This is a genomic window from Aeromonas sp. s4 (genome assembly GCF_040907855.1).
GTDB classification, from domain to species: domain Bacteria; phylum Pseudomonadota; class Gammaproteobacteria; order Enterobacterales; family Aeromonadaceae; genus Aeromonas; species Aeromonas caviae.
In genome coordinates this window covers 1-23,969 of record NZ_JBFOCP010000004.1, presented here as the reverse complement: position 1 = coordinate 23,969, position 23,969 = coordinate 1, and the positions used below count along the sequence as shown (strand labels likewise).

The 23,969-nt window shown below is 63.5% G+C and carries 21 protein-coding genes; 8 read left to right on the top strand and 13 right to left on the bottom strand.

Going from position 1 to position 23,969, the window contains the following annotated elements; all coding sequences use genetic code 11:
* Window positions 1–9: 9 nt before the first annotated feature.
* Both AB5Y89_RS01365 and AB5Y89_RS01360 read right to left on the bottom strand, forming a co-directional pair.
* Window positions 10–825 carry a carbon-nitrogen hydrolase family protein gene (locus AB5Y89_RS01365; protein ID WP_319896773.1) on the bottom strand — a complete coding sequence of 272 codons (816 nt, stop codon included), beginning with the start codon at window positions 823–825 and terminating at the stop codon, window positions 10–12.
* 8 nt (window positions 826–833) lie between these two features.
* A complete protein-coding gene (locus AB5Y89_RS01360) occupies window positions 834–1,985 on the bottom strand; it encodes a methionine aminotransferase (protein ID WP_221366459.1) in 1,152 nt (383 codons plus the stop codon).
* Between the two features lie 115 nt (window positions 1,986–2,100).
* Between AB5Y89_RS01360 and AB5Y89_RS01355 the strand changes: the two genes are divergently transcribed.
* Complete coding sequence (locus AB5Y89_RS01355) at window positions 2,101–2,991, top strand: LysR family transcriptional regulator (protein ID WP_041211347.1); 891 nt, start codon at window positions 2,101–2,103, stop codon at window positions 2,989–2,991.
* A gap of 71 nt (window positions 2,992–3,062) precedes the next feature.
* Here the strand turns inward: AB5Y89_RS01355 and araA are convergent, their stop codons facing one another.
* Genes araA through AB5Y89_RS01340 form a run of 3 tightly spaced genes read right to left on the bottom strand, consistent with a single transcriptional unit; the run spans window position 3,063 to window position 6,948 of the window.
* Window positions 3,063–4,562 carry an L-arabinose isomerase gene (gene araA / locus AB5Y89_RS01350; RefSeq protein ID WP_368222709.1) on the bottom strand — a complete coding sequence of 500 codons (1,500 nt, stop codon included), beginning with the start codon at window positions 4,560–4,562 and terminating at the stop codon, window positions 3,063–3,065.
* Window positions 4,563–4,576: 14 nt separating this feature from the next.
* Complete coding sequence (locus AB5Y89_RS01345; RefSeq protein WP_045524707.1) at window positions 4,577–5,275, bottom strand: L-ribulose-5-phosphate 4-epimerase; 699 nt, start codon at window positions 5,273–5,275, stop codon at window positions 4,577–4,579.
* Window positions 5,272–6,948 (bottom strand): ribulokinase, encoded by a 1,677-nt coding sequence (locus tag AB5Y89_RS01340; RefSeq protein ID WP_368222708.1) that lies wholly within the window; start codon window positions 6,946–6,948, stop codon window positions 5,272–5,274. Before AB5Y89_RS01340 ends, AB5Y89_RS01345 begins: the two co-directional genes overlap by 4 nt.
* Before the next feature lie 360 nt (window positions 6,949–7,308).
* On the opposite strand from AB5Y89_RS01340, the gene AB5Y89_RS01335 reads away from it, so the two are divergent.
* From AB5Y89_RS01335 to araC, 4 genes are all read left to right on the top strand, one after another.
* Window positions 7,309–8,292 carry an arabinose ABC transporter substrate-binding protein gene (locus AB5Y89_RS01335; protein WP_045524711.1) on the top strand — a complete coding sequence of 328 codons (984 nt, stop codon included), beginning with the start codon at window positions 7,309–7,311 and terminating at the stop codon, window positions 8,290–8,292.
* A 66-nt stretch (window positions 8,293–8,358) separates the two neighbouring features.
* Complete coding sequence (araG, locus tag AB5Y89_RS01330) at window positions 8,359–9,855, top strand: L-arabinose ABC transporter ATP-binding protein AraG (protein ID WP_213319426.1); 1,497 nt, start codon at window positions 8,359–8,361, stop codon at window positions 9,853–9,855.
* Window positions 9,856–9,903: 48 nt separating this feature from the next.
* Window positions 9,904–10,905 carry an L-arabinose ABC transporter permease AraH gene (gene araH / locus AB5Y89_RS01325; RefSeq protein WP_010674477.1) on the top strand — a complete coding sequence of 334 codons (1,002 nt, stop codon included), beginning with the start codon at window positions 9,904–9,906 and terminating at the stop codon, window positions 10,903–10,905.
* Window positions 10,906–11,037: 132 nt separating this feature from the next.
* Window positions 11,038–11,949: an arabinose operon transcriptional regulator AraC gene (gene araC, locus AB5Y89_RS01320; RefSeq protein WP_039040092.1), complete on the top strand. Its 912-nt coding sequence runs from the start codon at window positions 11,038–11,040 to the stop codon at window positions 11,947–11,949.
* Between the two features lie 68 nt (window positions 11,950–12,017).
* On the opposite strand, the gene ykgO is transcribed toward araC, so the two are convergent.
* On the bottom strand, window positions 12,018–12,143 hold the full coding sequence (gene ykgO, locus AB5Y89_RS01315) for a type B 50S ribosomal protein L36 (protein WP_010674479.1): 126 nt from the start codon (window positions 12,141–12,143) through the stop codon (window positions 12,018–12,020).
* Window positions 12,140–12,409 (bottom strand): type B 50S ribosomal protein L31, encoded by a 270-nt coding sequence (locus AB5Y89_RS01310; protein WP_039040091.1) that lies wholly within the window; start codon window positions 12,407–12,409, stop codon window positions 12,140–12,142. Before AB5Y89_RS01310 ends, ykgO begins: the two co-directional genes overlap by 4 nt.
* Window positions 12,410–12,634: 225 nt before the next feature.
* On the opposite strand from AB5Y89_RS01310, the gene AB5Y89_RS01305 reads away from it, so the two are divergent.
* Complete coding sequence (locus AB5Y89_RS01305) at window positions 12,635–12,889, top strand: DinI family protein (protein ID WP_010674481.1); 255 nt, start codon at window positions 12,635–12,637, stop codon at window positions 12,887–12,889.
* A 187-nt stretch (window positions 12,890–13,076) separates the two neighbouring features.
* Here the strand turns inward: AB5Y89_RS01305 and AB5Y89_RS01300 are convergent, their stop codons facing one another.
* From AB5Y89_RS01300 to dcuC, 5 genes are all read right to left on the bottom strand, one after another.
* Entirely contained in the window at window positions 13,077–13,889 is an 813-nt protein-coding gene (locus AB5Y89_RS01300; RefSeq protein WP_225159468.1) for a DUF2927 domain-containing protein, read from the bottom strand.
* A 20-nt stretch (window positions 13,890–13,909) separates the two neighbouring features.
* Window positions 13,910–14,413: a M48 family metallopeptidase gene (locus AB5Y89_RS01295; RefSeq protein ID WP_010674483.1), complete on the bottom strand. Its 504-nt coding sequence runs from the start codon at window positions 14,411–14,413 to the stop codon at window positions 13,910–13,912.
* A 130-nt stretch (window positions 14,414–14,543) separates the two neighbouring features.
* Entirely contained in the window at window positions 14,544–16,187 is a 1,644-nt protein-coding gene (locus AB5Y89_RS01290; RefSeq protein WP_109112257.1) for a hypothetical protein, read from the bottom strand.
* A gap of 280 nt (window positions 16,188–16,467) precedes the next feature.
* Window positions 16,468–18,117 carry a bifunctional UDP-sugar hydrolase/5'-nucleotidase gene (locus AB5Y89_RS01285; RefSeq protein ID WP_368222706.1) on the bottom strand — a complete coding sequence of 550 codons (1,650 nt, stop codon included), beginning with the start codon at window positions 18,115–18,117 and terminating at the stop codon, window positions 16,468–16,470.
* A 90-nt stretch (window positions 18,118–18,207) separates the two neighbouring features.
* The gene (gene dcuC, locus AB5Y89_RS01280; RefSeq protein ID WP_368222705.1) at window positions 18,208–19,560 is read right to left on the bottom strand and encodes an anaerobic C4-dicarboxylate transporter DcuC; all 1,353 of its coding nucleotides are present in this window, start codon (window positions 19,558–19,560) and stop codon (window positions 18,208–18,210) included.
* Between the two features lie 323 nt (window positions 19,561–19,883).
* On the opposite strand from dcuC, the gene AB5Y89_RS01275 reads away from it, so the two are divergent.
* A complete protein-coding gene (locus tag AB5Y89_RS01275; protein WP_045524720.1) occupies window positions 19,884–20,489 on the top strand; it encodes a DUF922 domain-containing protein in 606 nt (201 codons plus the stop codon).
* A gap of 118 nt (window positions 20,490–20,607) precedes the next feature.
* On the opposite strand, the gene mnmC is transcribed toward AB5Y89_RS01275, so the two are convergent.
* Entirely contained in the window at window positions 20,608–22,623 is a 2,016-nt protein-coding gene (gene mnmC / locus AB5Y89_RS01270) for a bifunctional tRNA (5-methylaminomethyl-2-thiouridine)(34)-methyltransferase MnmD/FAD-dependent 5-carboxymethylaminomethyl-2-thiouridine(34) oxidoreductase MnmC (RefSeq protein ID WP_368222703.1), read from the bottom strand.
* Between the two features lie 90 nt (window positions 22,624–22,713).
* On the opposite strand from mnmC, the gene fabB reads away from it, so the two are divergent.
* Window positions 22,714–23,925, top strand: a complete 1,212-nt coding sequence (fabB, locus tag AB5Y89_RS01265; RefSeq protein ID WP_029314417.1) for a beta-ketoacyl-ACP synthase I — start codon at window positions 22,714–22,716, stop codon at window positions 23,923–23,925.
* The last annotated feature ends 44 nt before the right edge of the window (window positions 23,926–23,969 follow it).

Here is a 23,969-nt window from a genome sequence, read left to right as displayed (position 1 = left end):
GTGCCGGCCTCAAGGGCCGACGGCTATCTTGCGATGGGTGAGGGCCGGCAACTGGCTGCGCACCGTGCGCTGTGCCGCCAGATCCAGGGTGGCGATGGCCATGCCCTGACCCTCCTCTACCTGGGCCAGTATCCGGCCCCAGGGATCGATGATCATGCTGTGGCCGAAGGTGCGCCGCCCACCGGGGTGGTGTCCCCCCTGGGCACTGGCAAACACGAAGGCCAGGTTCTCTACCGCACGGGCCCGCAGCAGCAGCGCCCAGTGCGCAAGCCCGGTGGTGTGGGTGAAGGCCGCGGGCAGGGCGATGAAATCGGGGGCGGGCCCCAGGCGAAACAGCTCCGGGAAGCGCAGGTCGTAGCAGATCCCGAGGCGCAGCACGCCCCAGGGCAGGGGATGGCTCACCACCTCCCGGCCCGGGGTCATGGTCGCGGCCTCGTCATACTGCTCCTGCCCGGTGCAAAAGCCAAACAGGTGCAGCTTGTCGTAGCGGCTTGCGAGCTGCCCTTGCGGGTCGATGAGCAGGCTGCTGTTGTGCATCTTGCCGGGCTCGTGGCTGGCAAGCGGCAATGTGCCGGCCAGGATCCAGACGCCGAGCTCCCGGGCCAGCCTCTGTACCCAGGCCAGCAGGGGGTGATCGCCAGCGGGGGCGGCCAGGGCCACCCGCGCCCGCTCATCAACCGGCATCAGGTAGAAGTATTCGGGCAGCAGGGCCAGCTCTGCCCCCTCGGCCGCGGCCTGACGCAGCAGCGCCTCGGCCTGGGTCAGGTTGTGGTCAAGGTCATCCCCGGAGACCATCTGGAGGACGGCAACGCGCAGTGAATCCATGGAGCCCCCTAGACGGCGCACAGGCGCTCGGCGCCCGCCAGCAGGGTGTCGTCATCCTTGGAGAAGGAGAGACGGATGACTCTTTGATCCGTGCCGTCGTGATAGAAGGCGGAGACCGGAATGGTGGCGACCCCGTGATCGCGGATGAGCCGCTGCACGAAGAGGCTGTCCGGCTCGTCGCTTACCCGCTCGTAGCTTGCCAGCATGAAGAAGCTGCCCGCCGAGGGGAGCAGGGTCAGGCGCGAACCGGCCAGGGCCGTGGCGAGCAGGTCGCGCTTGCGCTGGTAGAAGGCTGCCAGCCCCTGATAGTGGGCCGGTTGCTGCAACAGGTGGGCGAAGCCGTACTGCATGGGGGTGTCGGCGGCGAACATGGCGAACTGGTGCACCTTGCGGATCTCCTCCATCAGGGGACGGGGAGCCACGCAGTAGCCCACCCGCCAGCCGGTGACGTGGAAGGTCTTGCCGAAGGAGAAGACGGCGACGGAGCGCTCCACCAGCTCCGGATAGCGGATGACGCTCTGGTGCAGGGCGCCGTCGAACACCACGTGCTCGTACACCTCGTCCGAGAGGATCAGGATGTCGGTGCCGCGCACCAGGCGGGCGAGGCGCTCCTGATCCCCTGCCTGCCAGACGGTGCCGGTGGGGTTGTGGGGGGTGTTGAGCACTATCATGCGGGTGCGGGGGGTGATGCGGGCGGCCACCTCGTCCCAGGGAATGGCGAAATCCGGCGCCTTGAGGGCGATCACCACAGGGGTGGCTCCCTGCAACTGGATCATGGGGCGGTAGCTGTCAAACGCCGGCTCGAACATGATCACCTCGTCGCCGGGGTGAACCAGGGCGGTGATGGCGCAGAACAGGGCTTCGCTGGCGCTGGCGGTGATGGTGATCTCCTCGCCCGCGTCATAGTGATGGCCGTAGCTGGCTGCAATCTTGGTCGCCAGTTGTTCGCGCAGGGCAGGCAGCCCCGTCATGGGGGCGTACTGGTTTTCACCGGCCAGCATGGCCTCGTGGGTCACCCGGATGAGCTCGGGATCGCAGGGGAAGCTCGGCGCCCCCTGGGAGAGGTTGATGCTGGGGTGGCGGGCGGCCAGATCCCCGATCACGGTGAAGATGGTGGTGCCCACCTGGGGCAGTTTGCTGGAAACCTGGGGGATGGACATGGCGCCGTCACCTGCGTGTGTGAAAGAGGTCCCTTTTTAGCCCCCCCAAGGCTTGCCGGACAACGGATTATTCGGCATGGTATGCATGAGTTTTTCTCAAGCATGGAGGCTTGTCATGTTGTCCACCCAGCCGCGTACTCAGTTGCCTCTCTATGGCCTGCAGGTCTTCGAGTGTTCTGCCCGCCACCTGAGTTTTACCCTGGCCGCCGACGAGCTGTGCGTGAGCCAGGGGGCGGTGAGCAAGCAGATCGCCCAGTTGGAAGCGCGCCTGGGCCACCTGCTGTTCGTGCGTGGCACCCGTTGTCTCACCTTGACCCCCGCCGCCGAGCGGCTGCTGCCTTTCGTTCGTGAAGGGCTGGCCCGCATGGGGGAGGGGCTCAGCGCCTTGCAGGCCCTGCCCCACGAGCAGGCGATCAGCATCAAGGTGCCCTCCTGCGCCAGCCGCTGGCTGCTGCGGCGGTTGCAGGCGTTCGAGGGGGAGGCGGTGGAGGTGCGTGGCAGCCACAGCCATGGCATCGACTTCTCCCGGGAGCCCTTCGATCTCGCCATCGTCTACCAGCCCTGCCTGGGGCGCTATCCCCACAGCCAGCCCCTGTTTCGGGAACGGTTGACCCCGGTCTGCGCCCCGGCGTTTGCTGCCAAGCATCGTCTGTTCGAGCGCGACCTGAACGAGCTGCCCCTGCTGCCCCTCATCCATGCCAGCGCCGATAGGCGGGACTGGCGCAACTGGTTTGCCGCCTTCCTCGACATCCCCTGGCAGCCCCAGGGGGGGCAGCTGTTCGATACCCTGGACTTGGCGATGAATGCCGCCTTGCAGGGGTTTGGCCTCTCTCTCGGGGATCCCACCATAGTGGCCGAGGAGCTGGAGAGCGGCGCCCTGGTCGCTCCCTTTGCCCCCGTGCTGGAGACGGATCACGAATACGCCCTGCTCGCCCGACCCGACAGCCAGCGCCACGGGGTACAGCGAGTCTGTCACTGGCTGCTGGAGGGGGAGGGCCATCCCTGAGGGGACGCGAAATGAAACAGCCCCGCGGGCGGGGCTGTTGTCATGGTGATGGCCGCTGGCCGATTAAAGGGTCACTGGCAGATCTTGTAGTAGACCTCGTTCCAGCGCAGTTGCTCCTTGAGCGCGGGGATGCGGGTGTGCTCGTCGATGACCACAAACTCGATGCCCATGATGTCGGCGAAGGTGCGCAGCTGCTCGATGTCCACCGCCTGGGTGAACACCGAGTGGTGGGCGGCGCCCGCCAGGATCCAGGCCTCGGCGCTGGTCTGCAGGTCCGGCAGGGGTTTCCACAGGGCGCTGGCCACCGGGAGTTTCGGCATGGCCTCTGGCAGGTCCACCACTTCCAGCTGATTGACCACCAGGCGGAAGCGGTTGCCGAGATCGATGAGGCTGGCGTTGACCGCCTTGCCCGCCGGGGCCGCGAACAGCAGGCGGGCCGGATCGGCCTTCTTGCCTATGCCTAAATGCTGGGCGTCCAGCACGGGTTTGCCTGCGGCGATGGAGGGGCAGACCTCCAGCATGTGGGCCCCCAGCACCAGGTTGTTGCCCGCCTCCAGATGGTAGGTGTAGTCCTCCATGAAGGAGGCGCCTCCCGGCAGGCCTGCGCCCATCACTTTCAGGGTGCGCAAGAGGGCCGCGGTCTTCCAGTCCCCTTCTGCCCCAAAACCGAAGCCTTGCTCCATCAGGCGCTGGCAGGCGAGGCCCGGCAGTTGGTGCAGACCATAGAGATCTTCGAAGGTGGTGGTGAAAGCGCCAAAGCCGCCGTCGGTGAGGAACTTCTTCATCCCCAGCTCCTGGCGCGCCGCCTCGTACAAGGAGGCACGCAGCGGCCCACCCGCCTGCACCGCCTCGGTCAGGGTATAGGTCGCCTCATACTCGGCCAGCAGCGCCTCAACGTCGCTGTCGGGCACGGCATCGATCACCTTGACCAGATCGCCGACCGGGTGGTAGTTCACCTGATAGCCGAACTGGATCTGGGCCTCAACCTTGTCGCCCTCGGTGACCGCCACGTTGCGCATGTTGTCGCCAAAACGGGCGATCTTGAGGTGGCGGCTGTCGTGGATGGCGGCGGCGATGCGCATCCAGTTGCCCATCTTCTGTCTGGCCTCTTCATCCTGCCAGTGACCCACCACCACGGTGCGTGGCAGCCGCAGGCGGGCCCCCATGAAGCCGAACTCGCGTCCGCCGTGAGCGGTCTGGTTCAGGTTCATGAAGTCCATGTCGATCTCGCTCCAGGGGAGATCCCGGTTGAACTGGGTGTGGAACTGCAACAGGGGCTTTTGCAACTTACTCAGCGCCGGGATCCACATCTTGGCGGGGGAGAAGGTGTGCATCCACACCATGAGCCCGGCGCAGCGCTCGTCGTGGTTGGCATCCCGGGCCACCGCGCTGATTTCATCCAGGGTGGTACCGGTGGGTTTGAGCACTATCTTGAGGGGCAGGTTCGCCCCCTCGTTGAGCTGGTTGGTGATGGTATGGGCGTGATCGGCTACCTGCTTCAGGGTGGTTGCGCCATACAGGTGCTGGCTGCCGACCAGGAACCACACTTCCAGCTGTTTCATCAATTCCATGAGTTTGTCCTCTTTTAGGCTTTTGTCTGGCCGTAATAGGCGTGTTTGCCATGCTTGCGCTGGTAGTGCTTCTCCAGCAGGTAATCGGGCAGGGGGCGGGCCCCCGGGTTGATCTGGCCGGTGAGCCAGGCCATGCGGGCCACCTCTTCCAGCACCACGGCGTTGTGCACTGCGTCCTCGGCGCTCTTGCCCCAGCTGAAGGGGCCGTGGTTGGCCACCAGCACCCCCGGCATGGTGAGGATGGGGGTCTGCTTGAGGGTTTCGACGATGAGATGACCGGTCAGCCCCTCGTAATCCTCCTCCACTTCGCCCGGGGTGAGCAGGCGGGAGCAGGGGATCTCGCCGTGGAAGTAGTCGGCCTGGGTGGTGCCGAAAATGGGGATGGGGCGTCCCGCCTGGGCCCAGGCGGTGGCATGGGTGGAGTGGGTGTGCACCACGCCGCCAAGCTCCGGATAGGCGCGATAGAGCACCAGGTGGGTGGCGGTGTCGGAGGAGGGGCGCAAGGCGCCCTCAACCTGCTTGCCCGCCAGATCCAGCACCACCATGTCCTCGACCCGCATCCGCTCGTAGCTGACGCCGCTTGGCTTTATCACCACCAGATTGCGCTCTCGGTCGATGCCGCTCACGTTGCCCCAGGTGAAGGTCACCAGGCCATGGCGCGGCAGATCCAGATTGGCGGCGAGCACCTGCTCCTTGAGGATCTTGAAGTTCATGCCGGCACCCCCCGGTTGTAGAGCGGTTCGGCGGCGGCGCCCCAGGCGAGGTAGCGCTGGTAGAGGCGCTCGTATTCGGCGACCCGCTCAGGGTGTGGCTGGTGGGTGCGCTCCACGGCGCTCGCCATGTGGTGCTGGGCCTTGGCCACATCGGGATGGATCCCGGCCGCCACGGCGGCCAAGATGGCTGCCCCCAGGGCGCAGCACTGATCCGAGGCCACCACCTGGATGGGCCTGTTCATCACATCGGCGCAGGTCTGCATCACAGTCGCTGATTTGCGGGCAATGCCGCCGAGCGCGATCACCTGCTCCACCGGCACCTGCTGGTGGGTCAAACACTCCATGATGCTGCGGGCGCCGAAGGCGGTGGCGGCCACTAGGGCGCCGAACAAGTCGGGGGCATCGGTGCCGAGGTTGATCCCCGTGAGGGTGCCCTGCAGGCGCTGGTTGGCATAGGGGGTGCGGCGGCCGTTGAACCAGTCGAGCACCACCGGCAGGTGGGCGAGATCGCGCTGCTGCTCCCAGGCGGCGGCGAGGCTGGGCAACAGCTCCCGTTTGTGGGCCTCGATGGCGGTACGAAGCTCGGGGTATTGGGCGGCGAGGCTGTCTAGCGGCCAGCCGAGCTGGCGCTGATACCAGGCATAGATGTCGCCGAATGCCGATTGTCCCGCCTCCAGCCCCACCATGCCCGGCACCACGCTGCCGTCCACCTGACCGCAGATCCCGGCAATGGCCCGATCACCGATGGTGGCTTCGTCGGCGATCAGGATGTCGCAGGTGGAGGTGCCGATCACCTTCACCAGGGCATTGTTGCCGGCCCCGGCTCCCACCGCCCCCATGTGGCAGTCAAAGGCGCCGCCGGCGATCACCACCTCGCAGGAGAGGTGCAGCCGCTCCGCCCACTCCGGGGTCAGGGTGCCGACCGGGAGATCGGCGGTCCAGCTGTCGGTAAAGAGGGGGAAGTCGAGATCCTCCGTCAGCAGGGGATCCAGGGCATTGAGGAAGTCGGCGGGGGGCAGGCCGCCCCAGCTCGGGTGCCAGAGGGACTTGTGGCCGGCGGCACAGCGCCCGCGCTTGAGGGTGGCCGGGGCCTGGGTGCCGCTCAGGACGGCGGGTACCCAGTCACACAGCTCGACCCAGTTGCAGGCGGCGGCGCGCACGGCGGCATCGGCTCGGGAGACGTGCAGGATCTTGGCCCAGAACCACTCGGAGGAGTAAATGCCGCCGATGTAGCGGCTGTAGTCGGGGAACTGGCCGCCGTGGCACAGGGCGGTGATGGCCTCCGCCTCCTCGATGGCGGTGTGATCCTTCCACAGCACGAACATGGCGTTGGGGTTGTCGGCAAACTCCGGACGCAGGGCCAGCACGCGCCCCTCTCTGTCGATGGGGGCGGGGGTGGAGCCGGTGCTGTCCACCCCGATGCCGCGCACGGCGGTACGCTGACTCGGCGTGAGCTGGCTCACCACCGCCACCACTGCCTGCTCCATGGACTCCAGATAGTCGAGGGGGTGGTGGCGGAACTGGTTGTTGACCGGTTGGCAGTAGTGGCCTGCCTGCCAGCGCGGGTAATAGACGACATGGGTCGCCAGCTCGGCGCCGTCCTGGCAGCGCACGGCGAGTGCCCTGACCGAGTCGCTGCCGAAATCGAGTCCGATGACGATGTGCTCAGACATAAGTGCTCCTGACCATCAATGAGGGGTGACTGGGGGGAACCATAGGAGATGGGCAGGAGGGGCGGTTAGCCATTGGCTGCTGGAAATATGGATTTTAACGCTGTCAGTGCGACAGGGTGACGGCTCTCTAAAATTCAATATGTGACGAAGTTGCTAATTATATAGACGAAATGGCTGCAATCTCATGGCGTGATCCTGCTCTCCATTTTTAATTGTGAAAACGATTACAACTTGGTTCGCTCAACCAGCAACAACAATAAAGTCCTGTTTAAGCATGTTTTTATATGGCTGCGACTTGATTGACTCAACGAGCAGCACTGCGTGGATACATGGATTGATAGAACCGTTGGAGACATTCGCATGAACAAAATCGTTAAAGGCATGATCGCGATGGGGTTCGCCCTTGGTATGGCAAATTCTGCTTTCTCGGCCGAAGCGCTGAAGCTGGGTTACCTGGTCAAGCAGCCCGAGGAGCCCTGGTTCCAGACCGAGTGGAACTTCGCCGACAAGGCGGGCAAGGATCTGGGCTTCGAGGTGATCAAGATAGCCGTCCCCGACGGGGAGAAGACCCTCAATGCCATCGACAGTCTGGCGGCGAATGGCGCCAAGGGCTTCGTCATCTGTACCCCGGATCCCAAACTCGGTGCCGCCATCATGGCCAAGGCCAACAGCATGGATCTGAAGGTCATCACGGTGGATGACCAGTTCGTCAACGCCAAGGGCCAGCCCATGGAGCAGGTGCCGCTGGTGATGATGGCCGCCACCAAGATTGGCGAGCGTCAGGGGCAGGAGCTCTACAAGGAGATGCAAAAACGCCAGTGGGACGTGAAAGCGACCGGGGTGCTGGCCATCACCGCCGACGAGCTCGACACCGCCCGTCGCCGGGTCGAGGGCTCCTTGAGCGCGCTCAAGGCCGCCGGTTTCCCCGAGGGCCAGATCTTCCGCGCGCCCACCAAGAGCAATGACATTCCGGGGGCGCTGGATGCCGCCAACTCCATGCTGGTGCAACACCCCGAGGTCAAGAACTGGCTCATCGTCGGCATGAATGACAACACGGTGCTCGGCGGCGTGCGCGCCACCGAAGGGCAGGGCTTCAAGGCGGAGAACGTCATCGGTATCGGCATCAACGGGGTGGATGCGGTGAACGAGCTCTCCAAGTCCAGCGCCACCGGCTTCCTCGGCTCCCTGCTGCCAAGCCCGGACGTACACGGCTACAAGAGCATCCAGATGCTCCATGACTGGGTCGTCAACGGCGCCGAGCCTGCCAAGTTCACCGAGGTGACCGACGTGGTGCTCATCACCCGCGACAACTTCAAGGCCGAGCTGCAAAAGAAAGGGCTGTGATCCCCATCCCTTGATACCCATGCCGGCATGGCGGAGTGCGCCGTGCCGGCTGGCTGGAGTCATCTCATGAATCAAGTTCCATATCTGGAGTTTTGCGGCATCAGCAAGGAGTTTCCCGGCGTCAAGGCGCTGCAGAACGTCTCCTTCGCCTGCCAGCAGGGCACGGTACACGCGCTGATGGGAGAGAACGGGGCCGGCAAGTCCACCCTGCTCAAGATCCTGAGCGGTTTTCAGGCGCCCACCCGCGGGGTGGTGAAGCTGGCGGGTCAGGAGAAAGTGTTCCAAAACACGGTCGATGCCCTTGAGAGCGGGATTGCCATCATCTATCAGGAGCTGCACCTGGTCCCTGAAATGAGCGTGGCGGAGAACATCTACCTGGGGCAGTTGCCGACCCGGCGCGGCGTCATCGATCGGGAGAAGCTCTATCAGGATGCAGCCAGGCAGCTGGCGCGCCTCGGGATGGACGTCTCCCCCGAGACGCCGCTCAAGTACCTGTCCCTGGGTCAGTGGCAGATGGTGGAGATCGCCAAGGCCCTGACCCGGGACGCCAGCGTCATCGCCTTCGACGAGCCGACCAGCAGCCTGTCGTCCCGCGAGATTGAGCAGCTGTTTCGGGTCATCCGCCAGCTGCGGGACGAGGGCAAGGTCATTCTCTACGTCTCCCACCGCATGGACGAGATCTTCGCCCTGTGCGATGCCATCACGGTGTTCAAGGATGGCCAGTTCGTGCGCACCTTCGCTTCCATGGCCGAGGTGGACCGGGATCTGCTGGTCAAGACCATGGTGGGGCGCGAGCTGACCGACATCTATGGCTACAACCCAAGGCCGTTAGGCGAGGCGGGCCTCAAGGTGGAGCACCTGATGGGGCCCGGCCTCAAGGCGCCGGTGTCGCTCGAGGTAAAGAGAGGGGAGATCCTCGGCATCTTCGGGCTGGTGGGGGCCGGGCGCAGCGAGCTGATGAAGCTTATCTTCGGCGCCGAGACACCTCGAGGGGGCGAGATATCGGTGTTTGGCAAACAGGTGGTCATTCAGAGCCCCATCGACGCCATTCGCAGCGGCATCATGCTCTGCACCGAAGACAGGAAGGCCCTTGGCATCATCCCCATCCATTCGGTGCAGGAGAACATCAACATCAGCGCCCGCCGCCACCACGCGTGGGGAGGCTTCTGGATCAACCAGCAGTGGGAAGACGAGAACGCGAGGCTGCGGATCCGCGACATGCGGGTCAAGACCCCGTCTCCCCAGCAGGCCATCATGAACCTCTCCGGCGGTAACCAGCAGAAGGCCATTCTGGGGCGCTGGCTGTCGGAAGACATGAAAGTGATCCTGCTCGATGAACCGACCCGGGGCATCGACGTCGGGGCGAAGAACGAGATTTACAACGTGATTTACGATCTGGCCAAGGTGGGCATTGCCGTGGTGGTGGTCTCGAGCGAGCTGCCGGAGGTGCTGGGCATCGCGGATCGGATCCTGGTCATGCGGGAGGGGGAGATCGCCGGAGAGCTTTCCCACGACGAGGCCAACGAGGTCAAGGCGCTCAATCTGGCCATGCCGGCCCGTTGATCTGCTGACCGCAACGAGATAGCACCCGGAATTTTCAGGAGAAATACCATGACAACAACGACCTCGGTCGGCCAAGCCGCCAACGACACCGCGGCGAGCGGTACCCGCCTGCAACTGACCCGCATCTGGGATCAGTACGGCATGCTGGTGATCTTCGCCATCCTGTTCCTGCTCGCCTGCGTGCTGGTCCCCAACTTCGCCAGCCTTATCAACATGCGGGGGCTCGGGCTTGCCGTCTCCATGTCGGGCATGGTGGCCTGCGGCATGCTGTTCTGCCTCGCCTCCGGCGAGTTCGACATGTCGGTGGGCTCCGTGGTGGCCTGCTCCGGGGTTGCCTGCGCGGTGGGCATCAACGCCACCGAGAGCATCCCCCTCGGCATTCTGGCCGGTCTCTCGGTGGGCCTTGTCTTTGGCCTCATCAACGGCATCGTCGTGGCCAAATTCAAGATCAACGCCCTCATCACCACCCTTGCCACCATGCAGATGGCGCGCGGGGTGGGCTACATCATCTCCGACGGCAAGGCGGTGGGCATCGTGGAGGAGGGCTTCTTCGAGCTTGGCAACTCCGCCCTGCTCGGCATCCCGACGCCCATCTGGCTGACGGCTGTCTGCTTCGTGCTGTTCGGGCTGCTGCTCAACAAGACCACCTTCGGGCGCAATACCCTGGCTATGGGGGGCAACGAGGAGGCGGCACGTCTGGCCGGGGTCAACGTGGTGCGCACCAAGATCATCATCTTCACCATGACCGGGCTCATCGCCTCGCTCGCCGGCATCATCCTCGCATCCCGCATGACCTCGGGTCAGCCCATGACCTCCATCGGCTTCGAGCTGGTGGTGATCTCCGCCTGCGTGCTGGGTGGGGTCTCCATGAAGGGGGGGATCGGCAAGATCTCCTACATCATCGCCGGGGTGCTGATCCTGGGGCTGATGGAGAACGCCATGAACCTGCTCAACATCTCCCCGTTTGCCCAGTACGTGGTGCGTGGCCTCATCCTGCTCGCCGCCGTGCTGTTCGACCGCTACAAGCAGGTGCGCAAAGCCCGTATCTGAGCGATGTCTTTCCTCGTCACCGGGCCGGCCTCGCGTCGGCCCGGTGTTTTCCCCGGCAAGCTGTGAGCCAGTTCAACAATTTCACAACGAACAGCTTGCGAACTTAGGGGGTTCCTACGCCGGATCTCTACAATGGCCCATGTCGACTTTTTTACCGAAACCCTGTTTTCCGCCATGTCCTCGATGCAAAAAGAGAAGCCGAAACAACTCAATCCCCTGCTGCCTGGCTACGCCTTCGACGTCTTCCTGGTCTCGGGGATGACTCCCATCGAGCAGGGGAGCGCGCTGGATTTCACCATCGACAGGCCCCACGGCATGAAGGGGTTCATCGTCAATCTGACCATCAAGGGCAAGGGGCAGATCTTTCAGGGGGACAAGGCCTTCACCGTGGAGCCCGGTGACCTGCTGCTCTTTCCTCCAGCGGCGGTGCACCATTACGGCCGGGCGCCGGATGCCCGGGAGTGGTATCACCGCTGGGTCTATTTCCGGCCGCGGGCCTATTGGGCTGACTGGCTCAAGTGGCCCCAGGTGACGGAGCAGGTGGGGCGGCTGCAACTGGCGGACAACCAGCTGCTCACCGAATTCGACGCCCTCTTCCTCGACATCGAGGAGACCCACAAGCAGCTGCGGCCCATGTCGGAGCAACTGGCCATGAACCTCTTGGAGCGGTTGCTCATCCGCTGCTACGAGGCATCGTCCCAGAATGCCTATCCCGCCATCGATCACCGGGTCCACGAGGCGTGCCAGATCCTGAGCGAGTCCCTCTCGGCCGAGATCTCGGTGGAAGCGCTGGCGGAGCAGGTGTTCTTGTCCCCCTCGCGCCTCGCGCACCTGTTTCGCGAGCAGGTGGGGGTGAGCATAGTGCGCTGGCGCGAGGATCAGCGCATCATGCGGGCCAAGCTGCTGCTGCAGACCACGCCGCTGTCGGTTGCCACCATAGGCCAGCAGGTGGGCTATGACGATCAGCTCTACTTCTCGCGGGTGTTCCGAAAGCGGGTAGGGGTCAGCCCCACCGAATACCGCAAGTGCGCCACCCCGCTGTGAGCAGAGCCCAGAGATGACAAAGCCCTCATGACGAGGGCTTTTGTTATCCATGAGGGGCGGATGCGCAATCAGCCCTGACGAGCCTTGAACCTGGGATTGCTCTTGCAGATGACGAACAGCTTGCCGCGTCGACGTACGATCTGGCAATCCGGGTGACGCGACTTGGCGGATTTCAGGGAGGCGAGGACTTTCATTGTTTCTCTTTTCCTTTGCTGAAGAACTGACCGAATCGCTGGCCGAAGCGAGCGACCTGACCTTCCTTGCCGACCTGCTTCTGTTTGCCGGTATAGAAGGGGTGGGACGCGCTGGAGACATCCAGCGTCACATAGGGGTAGGTGTTGCCATCTTCCCACTCTCTGGTGCGATCGGTGGCCAGCGTGGAGCCGATCAGAAAGTAGGTATTGCTGGCGAGATCGTGGAACAGAACCTTGCGGTATTCAGGGTGAATATGGGGGCGCATGATTGCCTCTTTTGTTATGTTATAACATGTCATGAATAATGCGATGGATGAGAATCAATATCAACTGTTTTTTCCATGATGACAGCGATGGGGGAAAATCGGGGCCGTTCGGCTGCACATTGTCAGCAAGAAGGCATGGGCGGTGAGGGCCTATGTGCAGCCACCACCTTTACTTTTCAAAATTACTGTATAAAAATACAGTAAACTATCATGGAGACGTACCCTATGCGCCTGGAAATCATCATCGACAGAAAACACCAGATCCCCACCTCGACCATGGAGGCCTTGCGCCAGGAGCTGCTCAAGCAACTGGGTGAGCGCTTTCCCGATCTGCATGTGCGGGTGGCACCGGGTAGTGCCATGGCTCTGACGGTCAGTCGCGCCAGCAAGGAAGACAAGGAGCTGGCCGAAGCCATGGTGCAGGAGGTGTGGGAAAACGCCGATAGCTGGATGCCGGAAGAAGAGGCTCTGGAAGCCTGAAGATAAGCTCTCAGCGGCAAGCATCGTCGTGATCTGCAGGCCGAGAGGAGGAACCTCCAGTCGGGTGATGATCCCTGTACCGGCTTTGCCGAACCGCTCTTCAAAACACGCAGCCATGGGCTGCGTGTTGCGTTGATGGGGGAGGCGCATGACCATGAAGGCGAAAGAGTAATGTCTCTGGCTGCGCTCAGAGTCCCGCCCAACGCTTGAGGCTGTCGACTTGCACCCGTTGGGTGGCTTGTGCGATGTCGCCATTGGCACGCAGTGCCTTGAGGGCGGTGGGGAGCGCCGCGCGTACCTCGTCTGACGTCATACCCGGTTGCAATGCCGGGTGGTAGGCAAGCTTGAGCAACACGTAGTCGAGCCCGGTCAGAAAGCTGTCGATGCTGCTGTCATTGAAGATGGAGGGGAACACCTTGTCCGAGTCGTTGGGCAGCCCCATCACCTGGCTCAACTCTTCCACTACGCAATCCAGAAAACGGCCCTTTGCCCGGCTGTAATCCACCGGAATGATGATGGTGGCACGGGTGATCTCGTAGCGAGCGTTGGTGGCGAAATTGGCCAGGCAAATCCCCTCCTTGAGGGCGATGCGCACCGACTCGTCCTGGCGCATGGTGCGCGCAGCCCAGCTCGCCATCTGTTTGTGCCGGGTCATGATGAGGGTGAGATTGGGGTTGTCGTTGACAATCTCGATGGGGTGACCGGTGATCCTGCTCAGGTGACGGGTCTGTACCTTGACGACCTCGGCCTGCAGCGGCTTGTCGCCGAATTCGTTGACGAGCTTGAGACGCACGGGGCCCGGCCAGCGGGAGAAGTGCTCCTGTTGTTCATGGCCATACTCCCGTTTCATGGCGATTTCCATGAAGCTCTGGACAAGGTAGTCATCACGCTGCCAGCGTTCGGTGGCCGACAGCGGCAGGGAGAAGAGCCAGAGCATCAGCCCCGGGAGCAACCAGTGCCCATGGCGAACGGGCTGGACAGGTGTGTGCCATGGGCGCATCTTACCTCCTTGCAAGGGGATCAGCGGGCGGTACGCTCGATATCACGCCAGGTGAGCCAGAGCCTGAGATCGAACTCCAGTTGATGATAGTCCGGTTCCATGTGCTGGCAGAGCTGGTAGAAAGCCTTGTTGTGATCCTTCTCCTTCAGGTGGGCCAGCTCATGCACCACTATCATCTTGAGAAAGGCGGGATGGGCCTCCTTGAACAGGGCGGCGATGCGGATCTCGTTCTTGGCCTTGAGCTTGCTGCCTTGCACCCGGCTGACATAGGTGTGCAGTCCCAGGGCATCCTTGATCACGTTGATCTTGCCGTCGAAGATCACCTTGGAAAGCGGCGCCGAGCTTTTCAGGTAGCGGTTCTTCAGCTCCATGGTATAGGCGAGCAGCGCCTTGTCGCTCTGGACGAGGTGGGTTTGCGGGTAGCGTTTGGCCAGCATCTCGCCGAGTTTGCCCGCCGCAATCAACTGCTGTACCTGAGCCTTGAGTGGCTCCGGATAGCCCCCCAGATAAGTCAGCTCCGCCATGATTCTTCCCTCTGCCGCGAAAAAGAGCGTCATTGTAGTCAGGATGGGGCACCTTGAACATGGTCGGCCCCCTCTTTGTGACGGCAACGAAAAGGGGCCATCACCAGGATGGCCCCTTCTGTGTGCCTGATTAGCGGCGCCGGTACAGGCCCGGGTCCACCTCTTCATACTGACCTGCCAGATACTGGTAGAAGGCAAGGTGGGAGGGGGAGGTCGGAGTCTTGAGCTCCTGTGCCACCCGCTCCGGTTTGGCGATGATGAATTTGGGGTGTTGGCGCTGGATGTCAGCCAGCACCCGCTCGCGCACATCGTAGGGCGGGTTGACGTTGGCAAAGAACAAATAGGCGGAGGCCGGCTGGCGATCGGTCCAGAGGTAGTATTGCGGCTGGATGCCATCGACCCAGATCTTGTCGGTGGGGGTCGTCTCGGCGAGGATACGGTCGACCCTGACCTGGGCGGGGGGATTGAACGGCCTGCCCTTGAGATTGCCTTCCCAGGCGTTGTTGACCAGCAGCGCCAGCATGGCCAGCGAGGCGAGCCAGGGGGTGGCGCTTCGCACGTCCCAGGCGCGCCAGAGCGGGACCAGAATGAGCACGGGCAAGGCCCACAGCAGGCTGTTGCCGAGCACCTCGCGCACCCGCTCCAGAGACCACTCCTTGGTGCTCCAGCCATAGCCGAGCTGCTGGGCCAGCAGCCAGCTGGCGGTCAGCACCACCAGGGAGATGCAAAGCAGCCCCAGGGCATCGGATCGCTGCTCGCTTCTGTCCAGCAGGCAGGCGAGCGGCAGCAGGCCAAGCTGCAGATAGAGCACGTCATAGTGATCGAACACATGGCCGGAGACCGAGTTGGCGATCAGGGTGAACAGCACCCCCAGGAGGGTGGCGCACAGCGCGGGGAGATACCACTCCTGGCGGCGCCCGAGCATCAGCACGAGGAAGGCGGGCAGCAGCATGATGAGGCCGGTGCGCAGCAGACCGACGGCGCCCACCTCAGGAGAGAAGCCGTTGCCGTAGCTCCCTTCAAAGAAGATGCCGAAGGCGTAGTATTTGAACTCTGCCAGCACGTCGTGGTGCTGGAAGTAGGCATAGAGCGGGCCGCCGACGAGGGCCAGTCCAAGCAGGCTGGAAAAGAGCAGGGCAAAGGCGCAGCGCCACTGCTCGCGCAGGCACCAGTGACAGAAGAGCACCAGATACCAGGCACCCCAGAAGGCGCCGTTGTTGGTGCGCATCCAGGCCACGATGGCGAAGGTGAGTGCGGCGACCAGGGCCGGTCCCCAGCTGAATCGCTTGTCCAGCAGCAAGGTGATGAAAGCCCACTGGGCGATGAGGGCCAGATGGAATGTCCAGTCCTCTGTCATGTTGCCGTAGTAGTAGCGAGTGCTGTAGAGCGCAAGCAGGGCCAGCATGCTGCCAAGTCGCGCCCGCACCGAGAGCCCGAGCTGCGAAAAAGCCTGCCAGCTCGCCATGAGGCCCAGCCAGCAGAGCACCCACTCCAGCAGCCAGATCCCGAAGAAGCCACCAAGGCCATAGCCCAGTGCATCGAGAGCGAAGATCATGGGACCCTTGATGTCGATCATGTCCCGATAGAGTACGCCCCCCTCGCTCCACATCTTGCCCATTACCGCAAACAGGGAGGCATCAAATCCCGGGGCCATGCCGTGGAACAGCGGATTGCGCAGACAGAACAGCAGAGCCATCAGGGCGGTGAGCAAGATGACCGACGGCCTGATCCCGGGATTGTGGCGGTGCGGGGTAAAGCGGATGGCATGATTCATGGGTGACCTGTTCCTGCGGGAAAGACTGAAAAAGCGGGCTTATCTTGCCGAGCCGGGCTGCACGATGCAATGGAAGAAGTGTAGGCACCTGAAATAATTCGTAAAAGTATCGTTTTCACGCCTCTGGCTGCACTGGCAGGCCCCATCACAAGACAGGGCTGGCACAGTCGGGCGTCACAGCCTGAGGTTGCATGGAAAGGGGGCCTGCGCCTGGGAGCGGACCAGGATTCCCGTATGCGGGGGAAAGGCGGCACCGACCCGGGATGGGTCGGTGCCAGATTCACTGGCCGTGATACTCCACCAGGGCCGGCAGGGGGCTGAGTTTCGGCAGGTGGCGTGCCCAGCGCAGGAAGGCATCCGCCAGGGTGATGCCGAGCTCCTGATTGTGCTGGGTCAGGGTGCGGGCAAGGGCCGTGTAGCCCTCCTTGCCGGAGGCAGTATAGGCACTGGAGACCCCGCGATAGATGGCATCCGGCTCGACGTGCTGCCACTGACCCGGGCTGGCTTCCCATTCCAGGCGAGTGATCCTCTCCCCTTTGGGCCTGTCAGCCTGATAGCAGAAGCGCACCCCGGCGGTGTAGGGGAAGCTGCCGCTGCCATTGCCCGTCACCCCGTTGTTGGTGGCGTTGTCGATGGCCCCCTCCAGCGCCTCGGCCAGTTCATGGCCGTGCACCCGGTAGAGGGTAAGGGGGATGGCAAAGGGCAGCAGGCGTCCGGCAACGTCTGCTTCGGTCAGGGGGCCGGGCTCGAGGGAGCAGCGCACGCCCCCGGCATTGTGCAGGGCAAAGTCCACCTGACCCACCTGTTCGCGTGCACTGGCCAGCATGGCGCTCGCCACCAGGGGGGCGACCTGGCTGCCGGCGGGCAGGGTGGCATCGGGCAGCCGCTGATGGTGCAGTGGCCCGGCGAGGCGGGTCACCACGCGCCGGGTCATGGTTTCGAGCTCGGGGCGATAGCGTCTGGCCAGATGCTGCTCGAGCTCGGGGGCCGGTTCGCAGAAGTGCAGCCCCGCAGGAGGCGGGGAAGCAAAGGGCCAGGGATCCCAGGGTAACCACTCCAGCTGGCCGCGGCTTTGGCACACGCGTCCCTGCTCGTCGAAGGTGAGTTCGCACACCCCGAGACAGAGGGCGCTGTGGGCGGCGTGCAGGATGGCCACCCCGTTCACCATGAGGGGATAGCTGCCTTCGCTGTCGAGCCCGAGCGGCGCCAGATCCCCCAGCAGGCTGTGGGTGTGCCCGCCGACGATGAGGCTGAGCTCGGGGAAGCGTTCAGCCAGACGTCTGTCCTGCGCCAGACCCAGGTGGCTCAGCAGGATGATGTGCTGGATGCCGGCGGCCTTGATCTCTTCGAGGGCGCGGCTCAAGGTCTCTTCGATACCGTGGAAACGGGTGTGGGGATCGGGGCTCGCGATGGCGGCCATCTGCGGCAGCGTGATGCCGAGCAGGGCGAAGGGCACGTCGTCGATGACGCGCTTGTGCCAGGGGCGGCTCGCGTCAAACAGCTGCAGCAGTCCCTGCAGCCGCAGCGGGGCATCGGCGGGCTCCTGACGGTTGTCGATGTTGGCGGCGAGCACCGGGAAATCGAGCTGGCGCAAAAACTCCACCAGCGGCCCGTTGCCCAGATCGAATTCGTGGTTGCCGATCACCATGGCATCCGGTCGCAAGAGGGCCAGCAGGTCCGCATTGGCCCGCCCTTTGAAACGGTTGAAGTAAAGTGACCCCTGGAAGGTATCGCCGCCATGCAGCAGCAGGCAGGTCTGGCCGGCTGCCTCGGCCTGTTGGCGCAGGGCGGTGAGCCGGGTCAGGATGCGGCCATAGCCGCCGCACTGGGTGCGCCATTCGGACTCGCCATCGGGGGAGAAGCGCATGGGGGCGCCATCGAAATGGGAGTGGCAGTCGCTGAAGTGGGCAAGTTGAACCGTCATACTCAAGGCTCGGTCCTCCTTAGGAAAAAAGAGCACCGAGTCTACTGCATGGGGTGGGGGGGATACCAGCCCGGCGGCAGCCGGGCCGGTAAAGAGTCAGGCGGGAACCATGATCTGGGTGGCGAGGATCACTACCAGCAGGCCGACGGCCACCGGCAGCGAGGTACGTTTGACCACCTCGAACGGAGAGAGATTGCCCATCCCCGCACAGGCGACCACCACCCCGGAGACCGGCGAGATGGTGCGGCCGAGGTTGGATGCCTGCAGCATGGGGATCACCAGATAGGCGGGGTTGACGCCGAGGCTGGTGGCCAAATGGGGGATGAGCTCCACGAAGGCGTAGAAGGGGGCGTTGCCGGAACCCGTGGTGAAGGCCGCCAGGGTGGTGATGACCACCAGCACCAGCATGATGACGATGCCGCCGGTACCGAAGCTCTGGGCCAGATCCAGGAGGTTGGCGATGAAACCGAGTCCCATCAGACCCTGGGCAAAGACCCCGGCACCCACCAGCAGCATCACCACGCCGGCGAAGGCGTCGGCCATGTTGCGCCAGCACACCTGCAGCCCGTCCAGCAGCTCGCGGCCGTTGCGCTTGCGCACCAGCTCCAGCAGGGCAGCCAGCACCAGGCAGATGACGATGATGGTGACGATGTCGAGCTTGGGCCCCAGTTTGCCGTCAAACAGCAGCACACCGATGATGGGGGTGAAGGGCAGGATGGCGTAGAAGCCGGGGGCGTCGGTGACGAGATCGCTCGGGGCGACCGCGGCGTTGTGCTCCCCAGCCTTCTGATCCAGATAACGTTGCCAGAAGAAGTGGGTCACCGCCATGGCGGCGATGGCCACCAGGGAAATGGGCAGGGTCAGCTTGAAGGCAAACTCGATGAGCTCCATGTTCGCGGCCTGGGCTGCCATCACCACGTCCCCCGAGGTGGGGGAGAGGATGATGGCGGCCGGCGAGGCGCACACCGCCGCCGCCGCGCCACGGGAGATCCCCATGTTGACCATCAGCGGGAAGAGGGTGGCCATCAGCAGAACCCCGAGGCCGGTCGCGGAGCTCACCGCCAGCGACATGGCGCAGGCGACCAGATAGGCTGCCACCAGCAGGATGTAGGGGGACTTGATGACACCGAGGGGCTTGCTCGCGAGCTTCACCAGTATGGTGTTGGCGCCGATGTGGCTCATGTAGCCGGCAAAGCCGCACAGCACCATGATGAGCATGCCGAGGCCACCCCCCCTGTCGACCAGCAGGAAGCGCACGTATTCGAAGATGTCGGTGGCCATGTGGCCGGTGGAGGGGACGCTCGACGGCAGCACCGCCTTGCCCATCAGGGCGGTGATCGCCAGCAGCAGCAGGCCGCCGCTGAGCAGTACCCCGGTGGCGGAGTAGCCCTTGAAGATGTAGCGACCCACGGCCAGGGTGACCAGGGTGCCGATCAGGAGTTCTATCATAAAACCTTCCCAAGAGTTGAAGTGAGGGGGTGGCCTGCCAGGGCTCACCAGAGGGTTGCGCTGGACTATCCGGTATCGGCCAACAAAAACACTGCGGATATTACCCACTAAGGAGTATTTCACCATCCATTCGATGGCAGCTTGTGATCTCGACTGCAAATCCCCGCCTGAGCCGGGGTGATGACTCGCACGTTTGCAGCAACCGGGTGCCAAGAGCGGATGACAGGGTGCTGGATCAGGGGTAATCTCCCAATCGGGTTATTAATTCATTGATTATTAATTGAAATTAAGCCGGGACTCACAAGGAGCAAAGCCGCGGACAGATGGGACTCTTCAGCAAGACAGGGGTGACGGTGGCCCTCATTTATGCCGCCTCAATCGGTGCTGTACCTTCCCACTATGCCGGTGTGAAGGTCGCCCCCGATATCAAGGTCGACTTCCAGTTCTATCGGGTCTCCGGGGCCGATGTGGGGGCCGTGATGCGCCAGATCACCGCCTTGTCGCCCACCCAGGCGGACGGGCACATCGGCAAGGCCAGCTATCAGCTCTCCTGGCAGTTGCAGACGAAGGCGACGGCGACACGCTGCGAGCTGGAGCAGGCCAGCGTTCGTGCCCGCATCCAGGTCAGGGTGCCCAACTGGATGGACAAGGCCCGTGCGCCCGCGAAGGAGCGCCAGAAGTGGGACAAGCTGGTGGCCGCCATGTTTGACTACGAGAGCCGTCACAAGGATATTCTGCTGGAGAGCGTGAGCCAGCTTGGCACGCGCCTCGCCCAGTTGCCGGTGACCCGGGATTGCCCAACCCTGGAGCATCAGGGCTGGCAGGCAGGGCAGGCGGTGCTGGAGGCAACCCGGGCGCGGTTCGACACCCTGGCCAGCCAGACCGATCAGGGGCGCAAGCTGGGGGTCGTCTGGCCCAGGGCTGGCTGATAACACGTGTACAGGCCCATGGCCACTCATGGGAAACATAAAAAAACGGGCTGATTGAGCCCGTTTTTTTGTTGGTGCGCCAATAGCGTGGAGGCCGGCAGCCCCGGCTCCTGGGTGGCTAGTCGCGCAGTGGCTTGCCCCTGCGCAGTCTTCGCACCCAGTAGCGGGCGGGGTGGAGCGCCTCCAGCAGATCGGCGGCCAGCGGCAGGGGATCGCCGCAGATCTCGCTGGCGACCAGCTCGCCGCACAGGGGCGCCGAGCACAGACCCCGGGAGCCGAGCGCCCCCAGCACGTAGAGGCCGGCGTGCAGGGGCAGCGCGCTCTGCTGATCCGCGGGGGCGTTGACGTCATGATCCGCCAGCGCCGCCAACCGGGCGACGGGTCCGGCGACCGGCAGGTGATCCCGGCTGGCGCAGCGCACCCCGATACGGGCCTGAGCGCCGCTCACATCCACCTCGGCAGGCCAGCGCTGATGGGGCACACAGGCTTGCAGCCGTGCCCTGTTCTGCTCCTGCTCGTCGGCGCGGTAGGCAAGGTCGGTCTGGTTGCGGCCATAGCTGGCCCCGATGCAGTGCGCACCGTTGTGGGCCGGGGTGAGGTAGCCATCGTAGCAGAGCACGGTCTTGAGCTGGCTCAAGCTCGCCGTGGTCGGCACATGGCTCACCTGGCCGCGCACCGGATAGAGGGGAAGCTCGGCAAACGGGAGAAGGGCTGGCAACTGATGCCCGGCCGCCACCACCAGATTGGGGGCGTGCCACTGGCGGCCATCCCGGCTCTCCAGGTGCCAGCCATCGGCCTCTTCGGCAATGCGGGTTACAGCGGCATTGAACACCACTTCCAGCCGCCCGCTGGCCTGCGCCTCCCTGATGGCGGCGCGGGTGAGATCCGCCGGACAGAGCCAGCCCCCCAGGGGATAGCTCACGCCATTCGCATCGCAGGGCAGGCCGACCACCTGCTCCACCTCCGCTGCCGAGAGTGGGTGCATCAGCTCGGGGGGGAAGGGGCCCTGACTCATCTTGGCAAGCTTGGCGGCGGATTTGTCGTCGTAGCCGAGTTGGGTGACGCCACACAGCGAGAAGGCGACGGGGTGGTGCTTTGCCAGGGCCAGCAGCCGATTTCTGGCAAAGCCGAAGGCCAGCGAATAGAAGCGCGACAGGGCATCGTGCTCGCCGTTGAGCAGGGGGTAGAGCGCCCCCTGGCGATTGCCGGAGGCGCCGCTGGCCGGTTCGCCATCTTCGCACAGCAAGGTGATGTGCCGACCCCGCTCCACCAGAGAGAGCGCCGTCATGGCGGAAGCGACGCCGCCACCGATGATGAGCACCTCTCCCTCCCGCCCTGCGGGGCGGGCATACCAGGGGGCGATGCTCTGCTGCGGCACTTTGCCTTCCCGAACACCCGCCAGCATCTCCCGCTTGCTGCCGTGGCCCTTCACCTTCTTCATGGCAAAACCGGCGGCAATCAGCCCCCGTCGCACGAAACCGGCGCAGGTAAAGGTCGAGAGGGTGGCATCGGGGCGGGCGAGGCGGGCGAGATCGTCGAAGAGATCCTGGGTCCACATCTCTGGGTTCTTGGCAGGGGAGAAACCGTCCAGATACCAGGCGTCCACCAGACCGGTTGCCGGATGGGGCACCTGGGGCAGCATCTCCTTGATGTCGCCAAACCAGAGATCGAGGCGGATGCGGCCATCGGCAAAAAGCAGGCGATGGCAGCCGGAGACCGGCAACGGCCACTGGTCGATGAGAGGCTGGCTCAAGGGGGCAAGCTCGGGCCAGGCGGCCAGGGCCTTGCGCAGATCGGCCTGGGTAAGGGGGTATTTCTCGACGCTGATGAAGTGCAGCCGGGATCCGTTGCCGGACAGGGGGGCCTGTTCCAGAAAGGCGGCCATTGTGGCCAGAAAGTTAAGTCCTGTACCGAAACCTGTTTCACCAATCACGAAACTGTCACTATCGTGGTGCGAAAATCGCTCTGGCAGTCGATTTTGCTGCAAAAAGACGTAGCGGGTTTCACTTAGACCGTTATCATTGGAAAAGTACACATCCCCGAACTCACTGGAGACTGGAGTTCCCGCTTCGTTCCAGTCCAATCGGGCATGATGTAAGGATGTTTGACTCACGTTTTCCTCGGCTCGCGTCACAAAATCGCGGGCATTCTACGTGAAAGCAGACCAGTTTGGCAGCCGAAAGCGGGTAGACTCGGTGCCAGTTTTTCCAGACGAGATGAATTAATGAGAAGAGCAGTGATCACCGGTATCGGCGTCATCTCCAGTATCGGCAACAACAAGGAAGAGGTGCTGGCCTCCCTGAAAGCAGGCAAATCCGGCATCACCTATTCCGAGCAGTTCGAGCAGTACAACCTGCGCAGCCGTGTCTGGGGTAACATCAAACTCGATCCGTCTGAACTGATCGACCGTAAAGTCATGCGTTTCATGGGTGACGCCGCGGCCTACGCCTACCTCTCCATGCAGCAGGCCATCGAAGATGCCGGCCTGCCGGAAGAGATGGTCTCCAACGAGCGTACCGGCATCGTGACCGGTTCCGGCGGCGCCTCCGGCAAGAACACCTCCGAATCTGCCGATATCGCCCGTGAAAAGGGCGTCAAGCGGGTGGGTCCCTACATGGTGCCGCGTACCATGTCCTCCACCACCTCCGCCTGTCTTGCCACCCCGTTCAAGATCAAGGGTGTCAACTACACCATCAGCTCCGCCTGTGCGACCTCTGCCCACTGCATCGGTCACGCCCTGGAACTGATCCAGCTTGGCAAGCAGGACATCATCTTTGCCGGTGGCGGCGAGGAGCTGGACTGGTCTTCCACCATCCAGTTCGACGCCATGGGCGCGCTCTCCACCAAGTACAACGACAACCCGGAAAAAGCGTCCCGCACCTATGATGCGGACCGCGACGGCTTCGTCATCTCCGGTGGTGGCGGCATTCTGGTGGTCGAGGAGCTGGAACACGCCCTGGCCCGTGGTGCCCACATCTACGCCGAAATCACCGGTTACGGTGCGACCTCCGACGGCTACGACATGGTGGCCCCGAGCGGTGAAGGCGCCGTGCGTTGCATGAAGATGGCGATGCAGGGTGTCGGCAAGGTGGACTACATCAACACTCACGGTACCTCTACTCCGGTTGGTGACACCAAGGAGCTGGAAGCCATTCAGACCCTGTTTGGCAGCAATGCACCCAAGCTCTCCGCCACCAAGGCGATGACCGGCCATGCCCTGGGCGCCGCCGGCGTGCATGAGGCCGTCTACTCCCTGCTGATGATGGAACACGGCTTCATCGCCCCCAGCATCAACATCGAGAACCTGGACGAGAAAGCCGTGGGCCTGCCCATCGTGCGTGAATACGAAGCGGCCGACCTCAATACCGTCATGTCCAACAGCTTCGGCTTTGGCGGTACCAACGCCTCTCTGGTGTTCAGCAAGTTCAAGGCTTGATCTCCCCGTGGGGAGCACAACGCGAAATAGAAAAAGGCGCCGAA

Excerpts from the sequence above, each read along its gene's own strand:
- dcuC (WP_368222705.1), bottom strand. The coding sequence starts at position 19,560 with ATGATAGAACTCCTGATCGGCACCCTGGTCACCCTGGCCGTGGGTCGC.
- AB5Y89_RS01275 (WP_045524720.1), top strand. The coding sequence starts at position 19,884 with ATGGGACTCTTCAGCAAGACAGGGGTGACGGTGGCCCTCATTTATGCC.
- AB5Y89_RS01305 (WP_010674481.1), top strand. The coding sequence starts at position 12,635 with ATGCGCCTGGAAATCATCATCGACAGAAAACACCAGATCCCCACCTCG.
- AB5Y89_RS01345 (WP_045524707.1), bottom strand. The coding sequence starts at position 5,275 with ATGAACTTCAAGATCCTCAAGGAGCAGGTGCTCGCCGCCAATCTGGAT.
- AB5Y89_RS01365 (WP_319896773.1), bottom strand. The coding sequence starts at position 825 with ATGGATTCACTGCGCGTTGCCGTCCTCCAGATGGTCTCCGGGGATGAC.
- araH (WP_010674477.1), top strand. The coding sequence starts at position 9,904 with ATGACAACAACGACCTCGGTCGGCCAAGCCGCCAACGACACCGCGGCG.
- AB5Y89_RS01300 (WP_225159468.1), bottom strand. The coding sequence starts at position 13,889 with ATGCGCCCATGGCACACACCTGTCCAGCCCGTTCGCCATGGGCACTGG.
- araG (WP_213319426.1), top strand. The coding sequence starts at position 8,359 with ATGAATCAAGTTCCATATCTGGAGTTTTGCGGCATCAGCAAGGAGTTT.
- AB5Y89_RS01335 (WP_045524711.1), top strand. The coding sequence starts at position 7,309 with ATGAACAAAATCGTTAAAGGCATGATCGCGATGGGGTTCGCCCTTGGT.
- araC (WP_039040092.1), top strand. The coding sequence starts at position 11,038 with ATGGCCCATGTCGACTTTTTTACCGAAACCCTGTTTTCCGCCATGTCC.
- ykgO (WP_010674479.1), bottom strand. The coding sequence starts at position 12,143 with ATGAAAGTCCTCGCCTCCCTGAAATCCGCCAAGTCGCGTCACCCGGAT.
- araA (WP_368222709.1), bottom strand. The coding sequence starts at position 4,562 with ATGGAATTGATGAAACAGCTGGAAGTGTGGTTCCTGGTCGGCAGCCAG.
- AB5Y89_RS01310 (WP_039040091.1), bottom strand. The coding sequence starts at position 12,409 with ATGCGCCCCCATATTCACCCTGAATACCGCAAGGTTCTGTTCCACGAT.
- AB5Y89_RS01360 (WP_221366459.1), bottom strand. The coding sequence starts at position 1,985 with ATGTCCATCCCCCAGGTTTCCAGCAAACTGCCCCAGGTGGGCACCACC.
- AB5Y89_RS01355 (WP_041211347.1), top strand. The coding sequence starts at position 2,101 with ATGTTGTCCACCCAGCCGCGTACTCAGTTGCCTCTCTATGGCCTGCAG.
- fabB (WP_029314417.1), top strand. The coding sequence starts at position 22,714 with ATGAGAAGAGCAGTGATCACCGGTATCGGCGTCATCTCCAGTATCGGC.
- AB5Y89_RS01295 (WP_010674483.1), bottom strand. The coding sequence starts at position 14,413 with ATGGCGGAGCTGACTTATCTGGGGGGCTATCCGGAGCCACTCAAGGCT.
- AB5Y89_RS01340 (WP_368222708.1), bottom strand. The coding sequence starts at position 6,948 with ATGTCTGAGCACATCGTCATCGGACTCGATTTCGGCAGCGACTCGGTC.
- AB5Y89_RS01290 (WP_109112257.1), bottom strand. The coding sequence starts at position 16,187 with ATGAATCATGCCATCCGCTTTACCCCGCACCGCCACAATCCCGGGATC.